A 17465-nucleotide genomic window follows, 5' to 3' on the forward strand; every position below is an offset into this window, starting at 1 on the left:
ACATTACAGGAACGGACATCCTTAACCGGCACGGATGTTCTCGCCGGCGGACCGAAAGCGCAACCGCGACGGCCGCCGCCGGCCACGACAGCCGGGCAACCGCGGAAAGGTCAGACGAACGTGAAGGTCGAAATCAGGGAACTCGAAGAACTGGTGCGCGAGGTGTCGATCGAGATCGAGCCGGCCGAGGTGAACAAAAAGCTGGAGTCCAAGTTCAGCGAGGTCCAGCGGGACGTGACGCTCAAGGGTTTTCGGAAGGGGCACGCCCCGTTGAACATCATCAAATCGCAGTTTGCCGACGAGGTCAAAGCCGACGTGGCGGATGAACTGATTAAGGCGACGATATCGGAGGCGCTCCGCGAGCGCGCTCTCCCGGTCGCTACGCCCCCCACGGTCACCGACCTGAACTACACCGACAACGGCGGGTTCAATTACACGGCGCGCGTGGAGGTCTTCCCGACTATTCCGCCGATCGCGTTCGACAATCTGAAAGTCTCGTTCTACGATCTGACGGTGACCGATGAGGAGGTTGATCGGGCCGCGGAGCAGGTTCGGAAGGCGTACGCCGAACGCCGTACGGTCACCCGCGCGGTCGGTGAGGGGGACATTGTGGTCGTTGACCTCGTGCAGACGTTCGATTCCCCCAAGGAGGAGCCGGAGAAGGCCTACCCCGATTCGGTCATAGAGCTCTCTAATCCGTTGACGGTCAAGGAATTTCGCGAGCAACTTCCAGGGCTCACGGCCGGCGACACCAGGGAAATTGAAGTGCACTACGCCGCGGATTACCCGGATGAGGAGTTTGCGGGAGCGACCGTGCGCTACCGGACAACGGTGAAAGAGGTGCGCGAGGAGATTCAGCCGGCGTTCGACGACTACCTGGCCAAGAGGACGGGACACGCCCAGACGGCTCTGGAGTTGCGGATGAAGATCCGGGAGGATCTGAAGGCCCAGAAGGAGCGGGAGTTGCGCCGGTACCACCGGAACGAAATCGTCCAGCAGGTGATTGAGCGGAACAAGGTCTCGGTCCCCGCCGGACTGGTGAAGGAGTACCTCGACGCGATGGTCAAGGACCTCCGGCGCCAGGACAGCACGGCGGACGAAGCGGAACTGCGCGGCGCGTACCACGGGATGGCGACGGCGGCGCTGCAGTGGAACCTGCTCTCTGACCATATTGCCCGGCAGGAAAACATACAGGTTACGCGGGAAGATACCGACAAAGTAATAAAGCGGTTCGCGGAGAACTATGAGATCACCGAAGCGGAGGCGCGCGAGGGGCTCCGGCGGTCGGGCAAGTACGACAACATCACGGACACCTTGCGCGAGGAAAAAGTGCTTGATTTCCTCATTTCCAAGGCCGAGGTTGTGAAGAAGGAATAGCCGCGACGACGAAAACGGACTGAGGTCCAAGGAGTTATGCAGGAGATTATGGACGAAAAGATACAGGCGCAATACCTGGTGCCGATGGTGGTCGAGCAGACCGGCCGCGGGGAGCGGGCGTACGATATCTTCTCGCGTTTGCTGAAGGACCGCATCATCTTCATCGGGACGCCGATCGACGACAACGTGGCCAACCTGGTCATCGCCCAGATGCTCTTCCTCGAGGCGGAGGATCCGGACAAGGACATCTTTGTCTATCTGAACTCGCCGGGCGGGTCGGTGACGGCGGGGCTGGCCATCTACGATACGATGCAGTTCATCAAGCCCGACGTGGTGACGACGTGCATGGGGATTTGCGCCTCGATGGGGGCGTTCCTGCTGGCCGCCGGCACCCACGGCAAGCGGGCGGCGCTGCCCAACAGCCGGGTGATGATCCACCAGCCGCTCGCCGGCACCCAGGGGCAGATCTCGGACATCGTGATCATGACCAAAGAGTTCACCCGGACCAAAGAGCGCCTCAACGATCTTTTGGCCCAGCATACCGGGCAGCCGCTCGAACGGATCGAGAAAGATACCGACCGGAACTTCTTCATGTCGGCCTCGGAGGCCAAGGACTACGGCCTGATCGACAAGGTCTACGATTTCAAGCGGTCGGAGCGCAAGTAGGAGCTAGACCGGGCGAGGGAATCGCCGGTCGGGAAACGGATATAGGATATGTCAGCGGACTCCGAGAAACCCCGTCCGCCGCAGCGCTGCTCATTTTGCGGCAAGCCGGCCAGCCAGGCGAAACGGCTCTTTTCGGGCTACGAGTCGTACATCTGCAACGAGTGCGTCGAGCTCTGCAACGACCTTCTCCAATCGGCCCCGGATGTTGCTCTTCCGGAAGAGATCCGCGACGTGCCCGCGCCCGCGGAGATCAAGAGCTATCTCGACGGCTACGTGATCGGCCAGGAGAAGGCCAAGCGGACGGTCGCGGTCGCGGTCTACAACCACTACAAGCGGATCAACTGGGAGCTCTCCCACCGCCTGAACAGCAGCCTCGCGAAGGACAGCGACAATGTCGAGCTGGAGAAGTCCAACATTCTGCTGCTCGGCCCGACCGGGACCGGCAAGACGCTCATCGCGCGGACGCTGGCGAAGTTTCTCAAGGTTCCCTTCACGATCGCCGACGCCACCGTGCTCACCGAAGCGGGCTATGTCGGGGAGGATGTGGAGAACATCCTCGTCCGGCTCTACCAGGCGGCCAATTTCAACCAGCAGAAGACGGAGCGGGGGATCGTGTATATCGACGAGATCGACAAGATTGCGCGCAAGGACGGCAATCCGTCGATCACCCGCGACGTGTCGGGGGAGGGTGTGCAGCAGGGGCTCTTGAAGATTCTGGAGGGGACGGTGGCCAACATTCCGCCGAAGGGGGGGCGCAAACACCCCGAGCAGGCGTTCGTGCAGATCAACACCACGAACATCCTGTTCATCTGCGGCGGGGCGTTCGACGGTCTGGAGCGGATCATCGCCCGCCGGCTGGGCAAGAAGCAGGTGGGTTTTGATGCCGAGTCGACGCATATCCGGGAAGACGCCCCGGATCTGTTCGAGCACGTGATCCCGGCCGACCTCATGGAGTACGGGCTGATTCCGGAGATGGTCGGCCGTCTGCCGGTGACCGCCGCCTTGCATGCGCTCGATGAGGCGGCGCTCATGAATATCCTCACCGAGCCGAAGAACGCGCTGACCAAGCAGTACGCCAAGCTCCTGGAAATGGAGGGCGTCAACGTCGTGTTCGAAACCGGGGCGCTCCGCGCCGCGGTCAGGATTGCCCAGCAGCGCAAGACCGGGGCCCGGGCGCTGCGCTCCATTTTCGAACGGGCCATGCTCGACACCATGTACTCGCTCCCGTCCCAGTCCGACGTTCTGGAAGTGATCATCTCGGAGGAGACGATCACCGAAGGAAAGCCGCCGCGGCTCCGCACCAAGGCGGAGAAGAAGGTCGGCTGAGCCCGGCCGGCCGCCCCTGCGGCCTGCTCGAGGGTTTCATCTCCCGCGTGTCCCGCCCCCGGTGGCGGGCTTCGATTTTGTTCAAGTTTCCCCATCCGCGGCGCCGATAGTTACGTACAGAGGGAGGATTTTGCCTATGAAGAGCCTCCGGATATTCTCGGCATGGGTGATCCTCTTGTTGGGCAGCGCTTTGGCGTGCAGTGTCGCCGAAAACCGCACCGCGGCTCCCCACTCGGAGCTTCCGCCCGTGATCGACACGCTGCGCGGGCTGTTCGACGAGTTGCAGCAAGCCGTCCTTCAGGGCCAGCCGGAGCGGTTCTCCGCGCTCCTCGACCCGGCCCAGGCGGATACGCTGGAGAAGTTGATTCGCAAGCACGGCTACCTGTCGCTTCGGTCGTATATCGAGCGCCAGTTTGCCCGGTGGCCCAATCTCGACACCCTGCAGCTCTACGAAATCAAGGAGTCGGGCGACTATATCCGTCTGACTTATGCCGGCCCCGGCACATCGTTCGGAGCGCACCGGGAGCGGGTGCGCTACACGTTCCTGCTGTACAAACGGATCAAGGGCACCTGGCGGCTGGCGGCGGTCACCGACTTCGAATCCGACCGCTACGATCCCTATGGCTACGGCTGCGAACTCTCCTACCACGAAACCGACCTTCCCCCGCGCCTGCGATTTCCCCGGCTGTTTTGATCCCCACGGCCGCCTCCGGCCTCCGGGCCGGCCAGCGGGCTTGTCCGAGGGCGGCGCGAAGGAGCAGTTGCCGCGCTGTCCCCGGGAGGTTATCATTTGGTCCGAAGAACAAGTGATGCCGGAGGACGCGGACGTGCTTCAACTGAACGGAATCTTCCCCCCGATCCCGACTGCTTTCGATGCGGAGGAGAATCTTCTGCCGGGCAGGCTCCAGGAGAATCTCGCGCACCTGAGCCGGTTCGGTCTGGCCGGCTTTCTCGTGCTCGGGTCGAACGGCGAGAAGGTGATGCTGACCGACGACGAGAAGCGCCGGGTGTACGAGGCAGCCCGGGCCGCCATCCCGCGCGACAAACTCATGCTCGCCGGCGCGGGGGAGGAGACGACGCGGGCGACGGTGCGGATGACGCGGTGGGCGGCCGAGGCCGGCGCCGACGCCGTGCTGGTGCTCAATCCCGGCTACTACAAGGGGCTGATGAGGCGGGAGGCGCTGCTCGGCCATTACCGGACGGTGGCGGAGAGTTCGCCCGTCCCGGTCGTCATCTATAACATGCCGGCCTGCACCGGCGCGGATCTCGGCGCCGAGCTCGTCATCGAGCTGGCGGCCCACCCCAACATAATCGGGCTCAAGGACTCGGGGGGGAACATCACGAAAATGGCGGACATCGTGCGCGGCACGGGACCGGCGTTCCAGGTGCTGGCCGGGTCGGCCGGTTTCCTGCTGCCCGCCCTGTCGATCGGGGCGGCCGGCGGTATCCTGGCTCTGGCCAATATCGCCCCGCGCGAGTGCCTGGCGGTCTACGAGCACTATCGCAGCGGCGACCCGGAGAAGGCGCGCGCCGCCCAGTTCCGCCTCATCCCGCTCAACGCGGCCGTCACTAGCGGCGGCGGGGTGGCGGCGCTCAAAGCGGCCATGGATCACCTCGGCCTCTACGGCGGACCGGCCCGCCGTCCGATTCTCCCGCCGGGCCCGGACGAGCGAAAGCGCCTGCTCGCGCTGGTGGACGCAAGCAGCATCGCCCTCTAAAACGGGCGCCGCGGCCGGCCGGGGGCCTTCTCCCTCAGCGCGACTTTCCTGACAGCGGCCCTCCCGACCCGACCTGATTCGAGCGGGGAGCCGGCGGGCCGGTTTTTTCTGTCGGGACAGCCCCCAAAAAAGGAAAAAACCCTTGCACTTTTCTCGGCACAAATATATATAACTATATGTTTATATCGTTATATATGGCGGATCCGGGAGGCGCCGCCCCCGGGAGGCCCAGAATGGACAGAGTCCGAGGAGTCGTATGAAGCTTGTGGTCACAGTTCTGACCGCCCTGGTGGTGGCGGTGCGGCCGGCGGCCGCCGGGGAGTTGACGCTGGAGCAGGCGGTCGGCCTGGCGCGGGAGCAGTCGCCGCAGGCCCGGATCGCCGCGCTTGGAGTGAGCGAGGCGGCCGCGCGGGCGGCCGAAGCGCGGGCGGCGTTTCTGCCGATGGTGCGGGTGGCCTCCGGCTACACGGCCAGCGACAATGCCGTCAACGCCTTCATGTTCGCACTCAATCAAGGGCAGTTTGCGCTGGCCGGCGATCTGAACAACCCGCCGCGCTGGGACAATTTCCAGCTCTCGGCCCAGGTCGGCCTGAACCTCTTCAACGGGGGCCGCGATCTGGCCAACCTTCGGGCCGCCCGGGCGGCCCGGGCGGGCGCCGAGTTCGCCCGGAGCGCCGCCGATCAGGAGATGGTGCTGGGAGTCACCCGGATGTACCTCGCGGTGCTGACTGCGCAGGAGGCGGAGGAGGCTGCGCGCTTGGCGGTCGAGGCGTACGCCTCGGCGGAGCAGGTCATGGCGAGCCGGGTGGAGAACGGCACGGCGCTGCGGACGGATCTGCTCGGCATTCAGGTGGAGAAGGCGCGGGCCGAGGAGCGGCTCCTCCAGGCGCGCAACGGTCTCGCACTGGCCAAAGAGGGGCTCCGGCTCGCGATCGGGCTGGACACGCTGGGGTTCGATGAGTTTCAGTCGCTCGATGAGATTGCGCCGGCCGCGCCGGCCGCGGTCCAGGCCGGCGTGCGTCCGGAAGTGCAGGCGCAGACCTCGTTCGCCCGCGCCGCCTTCCACGAGTACCGGGCGGCCTGGGCGGGATATCTGCCCTCCATTTCCGCCTTTGCCGCCGTGGACTATTTCCGCGGGCTCACTTATGAGCATGACAACCAGAGCTGGACGGCGGGGGTGATGCTGAACTGGACGGTGTTCGACGGTCTGTTCACGGGCGCGGCGATCCGGGAGAAGCGGGCCCGCCTGCGGGCGGCCGACGAGGGGGCGCGTCTGGCCCGGCTGCAGACCTCGGTCGAATTGACCTCGGCTGCCCACGGCGTGGAGGAAGCGGCGGGCCGGGTTGAGGTGATGCAGCGGGCATTCGATCTGGCCGCGGAGGCGGTCCGGCTCACGGAGGCGCGGTTTGCGCAGGGGCTCGCCCTGACCTCGCAGGTGATCGATGCTCAGAACAATCTGGCGCAGACGGCGGTCGGTCTGGCCCAGGCGAAAGCAGATAGAATCCTGGCGCTGGCGCAACTGCGCCGGGCGCTCAGCGTGCCCATACTGGGAGAAAGGTGACCATGAAGACGATCCATTACTTTTCCGCGCTCGTGGCTCTGGCGGCCCTGGCCGGCTGCAGCACCCCGGGCGACAGGACGCCGGCGCGCGCGGCGGCGAGCCCCAAGCCCGTCTCCGTGGCCAAAGTGGAGCGGCTCGCCGACCAGGCGGCCGATGAGATCATGGGGACAGTGGTGGCCCGCAACACCGCCGACATCGGCTCCAAAGTCCAGGCGCGCGTGGAGCGGGTGCTGGTCGATATCGGCAGCCGCGTCAACAAGGGGGCAGTGCTGGCGGAGCTCGACGCCCGCGAATTCGAGGCCAAGGTGCGGCAGGCGCAGGCGATGCACGAGCAGGCGGCGCAGGATCTCGAGCGGTTCGAGAAGCTGCTCGCCCAGAACGCGGCGACGCGGCAGGAGTACGACGGCATCAAGGCGCGCGCGGCGGTGGCCCGGGCGGCGCTCGACGAAGCGGAGACCTTTCTCAGCTACACGCGCATCACCGCGCCCTTCGCAGGAGCCGTCACCCGCAAGATGATCGACGTCGGCGACCTGACCGCGCCTGGCATGCCGACATTCACGCTCGAGGAGTCCGGTCCGCCGCGGTTCGAGGCGACTATTCCGGAATCGTACCGCCGCCGCATCGCCGCCGGCCAGTCGGTGCGGGTCTCGATCCCGGTGATCGACACCGCCGTCACCGGCCGCGTGGTGGATATCTCCCCCTCGGCCGATCCCATGAGCCGGACGTTTACCGCGAAAATTGAATTGCCCGCGCTGGCCGACCTGCGGCCGGGGCAGTTCGGCCGCCTGCAGCTGCAGGCGGAGGGGGACGATGCCACGCTGGCGGTGCCCCGGTCCGCCTGCGTCCACCGCGGCCAGCTGGATCTCGTGTACGTGGTCACGCCGGACAAGCGGGCGATGCTCCGCCTCATCCGCATCGGCCGGCAGTTCCCCGACCGGGTGGAGATCCTCTCCGGCCTGGAGGTGGGGGAGACGGTGGTGGTCAGCGACCAGCGCGACCTGCTCGACGGCGACGTCGTTGAGGAGGTCTCATGACGCGTCACGATACCGCCGGCCGCGGCGGCGAGGGACTGGCGGGCCGCCTGGCCCGGATGTTTGTCGACTCGAAGCTCACGCCGCTGTTTATCATAGCCTCCATTCTGCTGGGCCTCTTCGCCGTCTCGCTCCTGCCGCGCGAGGAGGAACCGCAGATCAAGGTGCCGATGATCGACGTCATGGTCGGCGTGCCCGGTTTCAGCGCGGAGGAAGTCGAGAAGCGGGTGGCGGCTCCGATGGAGAAGCTGATCTGGGAGATTCCCGGCGTCGAATACCTCTACTCCATCTCCAACCCGGAGCAGGCGCTGGTGATAGTGCGGTTCAGGGTCGGGGAGGATGTCGAGAAATCGCTGGTCAAGCTGAACCAGAAGCTGCAGTCGAATTTCGACCGCATCCCGCCGGGCGTGTCGTTCCCGCTGCTCAAGCCGCGGTCGATTGACGACGTGGCGATCCTGGCCCTCACCTTCCACAGCCCCACCGAGGACCACTACTTCCTCCGCCGCGTGGTGGCGGAGATCGAAGAGCAGATCAAGCAGGTGCCGAACGTGTCGGAGACGCACATGATCGGCGGCCTGCGGCGGCAGTACCGGGTGCAGCTTGACCCGGACGCCCTGGCGGCCCGCAACCTCGATCCGCTCAGCGTCATCCCGGCGCTCCAGGCGGCCAACCGGCAGATGCGGGCGGGCGGCATCGTCCGCAACAACCGCGAGGTCATCGTCGAGACCGGCGGGTTCCTGCGCGACGTCGAGGACATCAACCGGGTCGTCATCGGCGTCTTCAACGGCGCGCCCGTGTACGTGCGCGACGTGGCGACGGTGGTCGACGGTCCGGAGGAACTCACCCAGGTTGTGGTGTACGGATCCGCGGAGGCGTCGGGGCGGCGGCACGACGATGAGGCCGCCGTCACCCTCTCGGTGGCCAAGCGGGCCGGCACGAACGCGATCGAGGTGGCCAACGCGGTGCTCGAGAAGGTGGAGCACATCCGCCCGCGGCTTGTGCCCTCGGATGTGCAGATGACGATCACGCGCCACTACGGCGAGACGGCCGAGGAGAAGTCCAACGAACTCTTGCTGCACATGCTGATTGCGATCGTGTCGGTGTCGATTCTGATCCTCATCAGCCTGGGCTGGCGCGAGTCGATCATTGTCGCCCTGGCGATTCCGTCCACCCTCGCGCTCACCCTCCTGGTGTTCTTCCTCACCGGCTTCACACTCAACCGCATCACCCTGTTCGCTCTCATCTTCTCGATCGGCATTCTGGTCGACGATGCGATCGTGGTGGTCGAGAACATCACCCGGCACCTGCACCTTCCCAGGAACCAGCGGCGGCCGTGGAAGACCATCGCCATCGAGGCGGTCTCGGAGGTGGGCAATCCCACGGTCCTGGCCACCTGGGCGGTGATTGCGGCGGTTCTGCCGATGGCCACGGTGGGCGGGCTGATGGGGCCGTACATGCGGCCGATCCCGGTGGGGGCGACGGCGGCGATGCTGTTTTCGCTCTTTGTCGCGTTCATCGTCACGCCCTGGGCGGCGGTGCGCGTGCTCGCCTGGAAGCGGGGGGCCGGCCACACCGCCGGCCATCACCCCGAGGGGAAGGAGGACCGCGCGACGCGGCTCTACCGTCGGTGGATGGGGCGCCTGGTGGCCTCGCCCGCGCGCAGCACCGTCTTCTTCGCCGTCGTGGGACTGCTGCTGGTCGGTTCGATCGGCCTGGTCGGCCTCGGATGGGTCAAGGTCAAGATGCTGCCGTTTGACAACAAGAATGAATTCCAGGTCATCATCAACATGCCCGAGGGATCGTCGCTGGAGCGCACCGTGGAGGCGGCGCGCGAGATTGCCCAGGCGGTGAGCCGGGAGCCGGAGGTCACCAATTACCAGATTTACGCCGGGACGTCGTCCCCCTTCAACTTCAACGGCCTAGTGCGGCACTATTTCCTGCGGCGGGGGGAGCACGTCGCCGACATCCAGGTGAATCTGCTGCCCAAGGGGGAGCGCTCGGCGCAGAGCCACGACATCGCCACCCGCGTGCGTCCCCGGGTGCAGGAAATCGCCCGGCGCTTCGCGGCCCGGGTGGCGGTGGCCGAGGTGCCGCCCGGCCCGCCCGTGCTGCAGACGCTGGTCGCGGAGATCTACGGGCCGACCGACTCCAGCCGCACCATGCTCGCCCACGCAGTCAAGGCCATCTTTGATTCGACGCCGGGCGTGGTGGACGTGGACACGTACATCGAGGACGATCAGCGGAAGCTGACGTTTGAGATCGACCACGAGAAGGCGGCGCTCCACGGCATCAGCGCCGACCAGATCGCCCGGACGCTCCGGGTGGCGGTGTCGGGGATGCAGGTGGATATCGCGCATCGCCGGCACGAGCGCGAGGACATCGCCCTGGTGCTCGAGCTGCCGCGGGCGCGGAAAACCAGCGCCGCCGACGTTCTTAATCTCCGCGTGCAGTCGCCCCGGACCGGGGTGCTGGTGCCGCTCGCCGAGCTCGTGACGGTGCGGGAGGCGATCGTCGACAAGACGATCTACCGCAAGAACCTGATGCCGGTGACCTACGTCATCGGCGACGTCGCCGGCGCGATCGAGTCCCCCGTCTACGCGATCGGGGAGATGAACCGGAAGATCGCCGCCCTCAACGCCCGCGATTTCGGGGGGACGCTCCCGGCGCTGAAGGTGTACAACGCGTCGATGCCGTTCACCGACCTCGAGCCCTCGCTGAAGTGGGACGGCGAGTGGCACATCACGCTCGAGGTGTTCCGCGACCTGGGCATCGCGTTCGCCGCGGTCCTCGTGCTCATCTATGTCCTGCTGGTGGGATGGTTCCGGTCGATGGTCACGCCGATCATTCTGATGGTGGTGATCCCGCTCTCGCTCATCGGCATTCTGCCGGCCCACGGGGCGATGGATGCATTTTTCACGGCGACCTCGATGATCGGTTTCATGGCGGGGGCCGGGATTGTGATCCGCAATTCAATTATCCTGATCGACTTCGCCGAGCTTCGCCTGCGTGAGGGCAGCACCCTGGCCGAGGCGGTGATCGACGCCGGCGCGGTGCGATTCCGCCCCATTCTGCTCACGGCGGGCGCGGTGGTCGTGGGCGCCGGCATCATCCTCTTCGACCCGATCTTCCAGGGCCTGGCCATCGCGCTCATCGCCGGCGAGGTCGCCTCGCTCGTCATCAGCCCGGTCGCCGTGCCGCTCCTGTACTACCTGGTCAACCGCACGAAGGCGGCGGCGGGCGGAGGATCGGAATCCCAGACGGCGCCGACCGAGGGGGCGCCGGAGACGCTGTGACGCGACCGGCCGGCGCAGAGCCGGAAGCCAAACCCACCCGCCCGGCCCGGGCGGGCGGCAGGCGGAGGCAGGATCGCGCCCGGCATTGTGCAGTGACGGAATCAAGACGAGACGGGAGTACCCGGAACATGGCAGCCAAGCGAACCAAGTACTTTTTCCAGGCGAGCAACCAGCAGGTGGATCTGGTCGCCCGCGCCTTCCGGGCGCTGGGCGACCCGACGCGGCTGAAAATGCTCAAGGCGCTCGAATCGGGCGAGCAGTCGGTGCAGGATCTGGTGGCCCAGTTTACTTGCTCCCAGCCCAACATTTCGCGGCACCTCTCAATCCTCACCGCGGCCGGGCTGGTGGCCAAAAACAAGCAGGGTCCGTACGTCCTGTACCGGGTGGCGGATCCGCGCATTTTCGAACTGTGCGACCTGGTGTGCGGGCACGTCTACAGCCTGCTGGCGCGGTACAGCGGCAAGGCGTCCTCGGCGTAGCTGGTCCGCCACCGCAGTGGCGGCCTCCGGCGAGGCTCGGCCAAGATCCTCCGGGGACGGGCGCAATGGGTCTTTCCATTCGGGACCCGCTTGCGTATATTGCAGTATTGTATCTTCCCGGCGGGTGCTGCGGATCCTTCCCTTCTCCGGCAGCGGCATCCGGGTGAGAGCAGAAAAGTGTCTCCTGTCCGGCGGAGGTTTCTGGCGTGAGTTCCTTCCTGTGCGTGCTTTTCCTGCTCGTGAATCCTCCCCCCGCGATGGGCGCGGCATCGGTCTCCCATTTCGCCGTTCCGGTGACGCGCGATGTGCGCCTGCTGCCCTATCGGGTCGACCTGATTTTCTCCGGCGGGGTTAGCCCGGGCGCCCCGCTGGTGTGCCACCCCTGGAGAGTCTTCAGCGCCGCGGAGTCGGCGAGCGACTCCGTGGTGATCCTCGCGACATCCAACCAGCCGGAATCGAGCGACTTGCCGTCGATGGTGGAACTGCTGCGCTACCCGGAACGGCTCCCCCTGGAGGAACATCCCATCTGGCTGACCGTCACCGATGCCGGGGTCTGGGAGCGCAATGGAGAGCCGCCGAAGGGGCTCTGGTTTGCAGGCTACGCGCAGGACAGCGCCTGGGTGTGCCTGGTGAACGGAGCGGCCGAGCCCGGCGGCCGGTTGTTCCTGGCCGCGGGTACCGACTCGACGGGGGATGCGGTGTGGCGATGCGCCCTCCAGGAGGTAGGGGCGTTTGACTATGACTTTGACGGCGCGGTCGAGCACTTCTTCTACCTGGATCCCGAACGCGGCCTCCGACCCCGGTACTTATACTGCGTGGAGCCGGCCGCCCGCCGGATCGAGTGGGGCGCGCGAGTATCCAGCCCGCTGCCGCTCGGGTGTATCGTCCCGTGCGGGGACAGCGCCGATGCGGGAATCCTCGCGATCACCTACGCGCCGGGCCAGGGGGCCTCGGATTCGCTTTTCAGCGACTCTTTCGGGTATCTCGTCCGCCTCGACCGGGCGGGAGCAGTCCGGTATCGGAAAATCGTCTCGCGCTATTCGGAAGCGACGGGATTAGTCCCGGCCGCCGATGCCTCGGGCTGGTATATCCTGCACACGCTCCCCCTGGTCGACAGCGTGGCGTCGGGCGATCTCCGGCCGGGGCCCAGTGTGATCTCGCGGATTGACCGCGACTTTCGGGTGGTCAAGAGCATCGCCATGCCCGACCGCGTCCAGTACATCTTTCCGGCCGACTACGACCGCGACGGGGCGGCGGACCTCTATGCGGTGTCGCACGAGGGAGTGATACGGATCTTCGGCGCGGATCTGACATTGAAAGCCGAGTCCGACTCCAGCTATCTCCAGTATCGCGGTCAGATGACCGGGTGGCCCGGCGCCGACACAGTGCTCTTCTTTCAGGAGCGGGACACCGGCGGTGTTTACACGCCGCAGTTTGAGAAACTGGCGGCGGTCCCGACGAGCGACTACCGCGATGTTTTCGCCTATGATGATCGGCGTCGGGTGGCCGCCATTCTGGGCGCCGATCGGGACCGCCACTTCATCGGCTACGTGAGGAAGAGCACCTTCATGGAGGCGGCGACGGCGTTCTACGTGGACTACCAGGCGTGGGTACTCGCGGCGCTCTCGTCGCTGCTGGTCGGGGTCGCCGTCCTCGGCGCCTTCCGCCACAGGCTGTCGCGCCGCAAGCAGGAGCTGGAATCGGCCCACCGGAAACTCGCGCAGGCGTATGCGGACCTCAGGGCGGCCCAGGAAAAGATCGTCGCCCAGGAGAAGTACCGGCAGGCGAAAGACATTGCTGGCGGTTTCGCCCACGAGATCAAGAACGCGCTCTTCCCGGTGGATGGCGCCCTGCTCCGGCAGGAGAAGCTCCTTCGGGAGCCGGCCCCGGACAGCGCGCGGCTGAGATCGACGCACGCGACGATCCGCAGTGCGATCACGCGGGCGGTAAACCTCACCCGCCAGATCACCGAATACTCCCGGCTCGAGGCAGAGATCCGACCGGAACCGGCAGACGTCCGCGCGATTCTCGGGGAAGTCCTCGCGGCCAACGCCGCCCCGGTCGAGGAGCGGGCGATCGGGGTGGCCGCGGAGGGCGAGGCGGCCGCGGTCGCGGCCGTGCGGGCCGGCCACCTGCGGAGCGCCTTCACCAATCTCCTCATGAACAGCATGGAGGCGCTCGAGGGCCGGGACACCCCCCGCATTACGATCGCCTGGACGGTCCGCGACCGCCGCATCCTGTTGGAGTGGACCGACAACGGGTGCGGGATTGCGGAATCCGACCTGCCGCGGATCTTCGACGCTTTCTTCTCGACCAAGCCGACGACCGGGACAGGGCTGGGCCTCTCGCTGGTGAAGAGGATAGTCGAGTTGTATGGGGGAAGCATCGCGGCCGAGAGCCGGCCGGGGAAGGGAACGGCTTTTCATCTGGTCTTGCCCATGATTCCGGAGCAATCCGGTTAAACGAGAAAACAGGCTGGTGCAACCACAGGGCGGCGACAGGTATGGCAAAGGACACGATTCTTCTGGTTGATGACGATCCGCTGGTGCTCGAGGCCCTGCGCGATCTGTTCTCCGACGACTACACTCCGCTGAGCGCCCGGTCCGGCGAGGAGGCCGTCCGCATCGTGGAGGGGCACCGCGACATCTGCGTCGTGGTCATGGACATCCGCATGCCGGGGATGGACGGGATCGCCGCCGCCCGCGCAATCGCCCGCATGGAGCCGGAACTGGCGGTCATATTCCACACCGGCTATCCGGGCGACTATGACGAGCACGAGATCGATGAGCGCGAGGCACCCTACGACTATGTCGAGAAAGGAGTCTCCGGGCTTCGCCTCCTCCGATCGGTTCGGCATGCGGCGGAGCGCAGCCGGCTGAAGGGAGATGTTGAGCGACTCCGGGGACACGCCGCCGACTGCCTGGGTATCCTAGGGCGGTCGGCGGGCATGCTGGAGGTGTTCCGGCTCATTCACCGGGCCGGCCCGTCGAACAGCAAGGTCATGATTCTAGGCGAGACCGGCACGGGCAAAGAGCTGGTGGCCAAGGCCCTCCATGCGCTGAGCCCGCGCGCCGGAAAACCGCTGGCCGTGTTCAACTGCAATCACAAGTCGACCGATCTCGTGGAGTCCGAGCTGTTCGGCCATCTGAAAGGGGCTTTCACCGGGGCGATCGCCGACCGCATCGGGCTGTTCAGATACGCCGACGGCGGCACGGTTTTTCTCGATGAAATCGGCGATCTCGACATCACGACGCAGGCGAAGTTGCTCCGCGTTCTCGAGTCCGGGGAGTTCCATCCCATCGGCTCGCCCCGGATTCAGGCGTGCGATGTGCGGGTGCTCTGTGCGACCCACCGCGACCTGGCGGGCATGGTGAGAGAATCCAAATTCCGCGAGGACCTGTACTATCGTCTCCGCGGCGTCGAAATCCGCATCCCACCTTTGCGTGAGCGCCGGGAGGACATTCCCCTGCTGGCCGCGCGGTTCCTTGACCGGCTGACGGTTGAGCGGGACGGCTTCCCCCGTGTCATCGATCGCGCCGCCATGGAAATGCTCATCGCCTACGACTGGCCCGGCAACGTGAGACAGCTCCTCAGCACGATAGAATCGCTGCTGGTGCTCACCGACTCCGAGCTGATCACGCGCGCCGATATTGCGCGGCAGTTGGGCGCGGGGGAAAACGCCGCCGGGCCGCCGGCCGAGTCCGGCCGCCCGACTTTGACTCAGCGGGTGAGGGAGTACCGCAGGAACTGCATCATTGAAGCGCTCGCGGCCGCCGGCGGCAACATCAGCGAGGCTGCGCGCATCCTCGGTGTGGACCGGTCCAACCTGCGCCGCGACATCCAGGATCTGGACATTCGGCTGGGGTAGTCTGACTTGCCGCTGGCCGCTCCGTTGGAGTCAACGTGACCTTGCGGGCGCAGCCCTCGCGCTCCCGCCAAGTCGCATCTTGTTCCTCCCTATGGAATTACGGAAGCCTCGCCTCGTCATTCCGCCGGCACGGCGTTTGTCTACTGCTACTGCGATGAAAGAGTCTTCACCCTTCAAACCTACGGCGATTCCATAGGAGGAATTGACATGTACGCGTCACAAATCGGCCGGCAAACTGAGGTGCGCATCGGCACGACGATCCTGATTCTCCTACTCGTCCTTCTGCCCTTTGCCTCCACGGATGCTCAACCGTCCGGAACATGGTCCGAGAGGGCTCCCATGCCAACGGCCAGGGCGGCGCTCCCGGCGGTCGCGCTCGGCGGGCGAATCTATGCGATTTCGGGGGATGTTGCGGCCAATGTTCAGACACCGCAGGTGGAGCGCTATGACCCAACTACCAATTCATGGGAAAACGTTGCGCCGCTTCCCACCGCCCGAGGGGGCCTGTCGGCCACGGTCTACGACGGCAAGATCTATGCGGTCGGCGGCCAATTTCGCGGGGGTCCCAACCCGGCAAACTTCTCAGATGATATTGAAGTGTACGATCCTCTGACCAACTCCTGGTCTGCCCTCGCTCCTATGACAACCCGAAGAACCGGCCTGGCGGTAGTTGCACTCCGCGGGAAGATCTATGCGATCGGCGGCTATCAGGAAGGACATAGCCCTCAGGTGATGAATATCGTTGAGGTATATGATCCCGCCACAAACACGTGGTCTCCGGGAACGCCCATGCAGATGACGCGTTGTGCGTTCAACTGCGCCGTCGTCAATGACAAGATATACGCGATCAGCGGATTGGACGGCACCGGGGGAGCAACTGAGACTAGCGAAGTGTACGATCCGGACACCGATACCTGGACATACATCGCGCCCATCCCAAAGAAGCGATCCTGGTCTGCCTGTGATACACTCGACGGACAGGTTGCCATTGTGGGCGGGTATCTGCCCTACGACCTGTATCCTGATCTTTGGTTCTATGACCCGATGACCAATACGTGGAGCCAATCGTCCGCTTCATTGCCGACCCCGCGGCACGCCTGCGGCGGGGCGAGCTTGAATGGAACGCTGTATGTCGTTGGCGGAGGTCTGGGATACGACCCTTCCGTGCTGAATACCGTCGAAGCGTATGAGATCAGCTCCGTCGCCGTCGCTGTCGACATCAAACCCGGCTCCTGTCCCAACCCGCTCAACCTGCGGCCTTATCGCGAGGAAATCCCGGAGCCGGCCGACAATGAGTCTGGCGCGACCGGCCGGTTGGACAAACAAGGCCCCCGCCCGCCGCGCGCCGTCCTCCCGGTCGCTATCCTCGGAACCGCCGAGTTCGATCCGACGATGATCGACTGGACGACGGTCATGCTGGCAGGCGTCTCGCCGATCCGCTTCAGCCTCGACGATGTCGCGACGCCGGTGCCGGCCGATGCGGTGCAGTGCCAGTGCACCACCGCCGGCCCCGACGGCTACACTGATATGACGCTCAAGTTCTACCGCGACCAGATCATCGCCGCGCTCGGCCAGGTGTACGCCGGCGACACGGTAGCGCTGGCTCTGACCGGCAATCTGCTCGACGGCACGCCGATCGAGGGGACCGACTGCGTGCACATCATCAACGGCCCCGAGCCGCCGGAACCCCCGTTGGCCGCCGACGATCAAACGCCCGTCCTGCTGGGCAACTACCCCAACCCGTTCAACCCGGCCACCCAGATCGGGTTCTCGCTGCCGGCGGCGTCGCACGTTACGCTCGTCGTCTACAACATCATGGGGCAGCAGGTGGCGGTGCTGGCCGATGGCCAGTACGAAGCGGGCGACCACAGTGTCACCTGGGATGCATCGGCGCAGTCCTCCGGTGTGTACCTCTACCTTCTTGACGTGTCCGGGTTCAGCCAGACGCGCAAGATGCTGCTGCTCAAATAGTCAGAGGAGGGAGGCAGCTTACCCCGAGGTCGCGGGCCGAAACGCAGGGAGCCGAGCGACCAGAGGGGAGATGCCCGACAACAAGCGCTGCAGATAAGCAGCAGGTAAGAGACAGTGGGGGAACTCACCGAGGGCCGGCGGCAACGCCGGCCTCGATTTACTGACCGGGCTCAAT

Annotated in this window: 12 protein-coding genes; all 12 read left to right on the forward strand. The window is 65.6% G+C overall.

Features of this window, described 5'->3' with window-relative positions; genetic code table 11:
• The first annotated feature begins 120 nt into the window (after nt 1-120).
• The 12 genes from tig to KA261_07520 all read left to right on the forward strand — a co-directional run bounded on the left by tig (nt 121) and on the right by KA261_07520 (nt 17290).
• Nucleotides 121-1377, forward strand: coding sequence for a trigger factor (gene tig, locus KA261_07465; protein ID MBP7697636.1), 1257 nt, complete (start codon nt 121-123; stop codon nt 1375-1377).
• Between the two features lie 36 nt (nt 1378-1413).
• Entirely contained in the window at nt 1414-2043 is a 630-nt protein-coding gene (gene clpP, locus KA261_07470) for an ATP-dependent Clp endopeptidase proteolytic subunit ClpP (GenBank protein MBP7697637.1), read from the forward strand.
• Between the two features lie 48 nt (nt 2044-2091).
• Nucleotides 2092-3369: an ATP-dependent Clp protease ATP-binding subunit ClpX gene (gene clpX / locus KA261_07475; protein MBP7697638.1), complete on the forward strand. Its 1278-nt coding sequence runs from the start codon at nt 2092-2094 to the stop codon at nt 3367-3369.
• A 136-nt stretch (nt 3370-3505) separates the two neighbouring features.
• On the forward strand, nt 3506-4063 hold the full coding sequence (locus KA261_07480) for a hypothetical protein (GenBank protein ID MBP7697639.1): 558 nt from the start codon (nt 3506-3508) through the stop codon (nt 4061-4063).
• 115 nt (nt 4064-4178) lie between these two features.
• Nucleotides 4179-5087: a dihydrodipicolinate synthase family protein gene (locus KA261_07485; protein ID MBP7697640.1), complete on the forward strand. Its 909-nt coding sequence runs from the start codon at nt 4179-4181 to the stop codon at nt 5085-5087.
• Between the two features lie 256 nt (nt 5088-5343).
• On the forward strand, nt 5344-6648 hold the full coding sequence (locus KA261_07490; protein ID MBP7697641.1) for a TolC family protein: 1305 nt from the start codon (nt 5344-5346) through the stop codon (nt 6646-6648).
• A gap of 2 nt (nt 6649-6650) precedes the next feature.
• The gene (locus tag KA261_07495) at nt 6651-7682 is read left to right on the forward strand and encodes an efflux RND transporter periplasmic adaptor subunit (GenBank protein ID MBP7697642.1); all 1032 of its coding nucleotides are present in this window, start codon (nt 6651-6653) and stop codon (nt 7680-7682) included.
• Entirely contained in the window at nt 7679-10972 is a 3294-nt protein-coding gene (locus KA261_07500; protein ID MBP7697643.1) for an efflux RND transporter permease subunit, read from the forward strand. Before KA261_07495 ends, KA261_07500 begins: the two co-directional genes overlap by 4 nt.
• A 128-nt stretch (nt 10973-11100) precedes the next feature.
• Nucleotides 11101-11451: a helix-turn-helix transcriptional regulator gene (locus KA261_07505; protein ID MBP7697644.1), complete on the forward strand. Its 351-nt coding sequence runs from the start codon at nt 11101-11103 to the stop codon at nt 11449-11451.
• A 206-nt stretch (nt 11452-11657) separates the two neighbouring features.
• A complete protein-coding gene (locus KA261_07510) occupies nt 11658-13913 on the forward strand; it encodes a HAMP domain-containing histidine kinase (protein MBP7697645.1) in 2256 nt (751 codons plus the stop codon).
• 41 nt (nt 13914-13954) lie between these two features.
• A complete protein-coding gene (locus KA261_07515; protein ID MBP7697646.1) occupies nt 13955-15319 on the forward strand; it encodes a sigma-54-dependent Fis family transcriptional regulator in 1365 nt (454 codons plus the stop codon).
• Nucleotides 15320-15526: 207 nt separating this feature from the next.
• The gene (locus KA261_07520) at nt 15527-17290 is read left to right on the forward strand and encodes a T9SS type A sorting domain-containing protein (GenBank protein ID MBP7697647.1); all 1764 of its coding nucleotides are present in this window, start codon (nt 15527-15529) and stop codon (nt 17288-17290) included.
• The last annotated feature ends 175 nt before the right edge of the window (nt 17291-17465 follow it).

This window comes from Candidatus Zixiibacteriota bacterium (assembly GCA_017999435.1).
In the GTDB taxonomy this organism is placed as follows: Bacteria; Zixibacteria; MSB-5A5; order GN15; family FEB-12; genus JAGNLV01.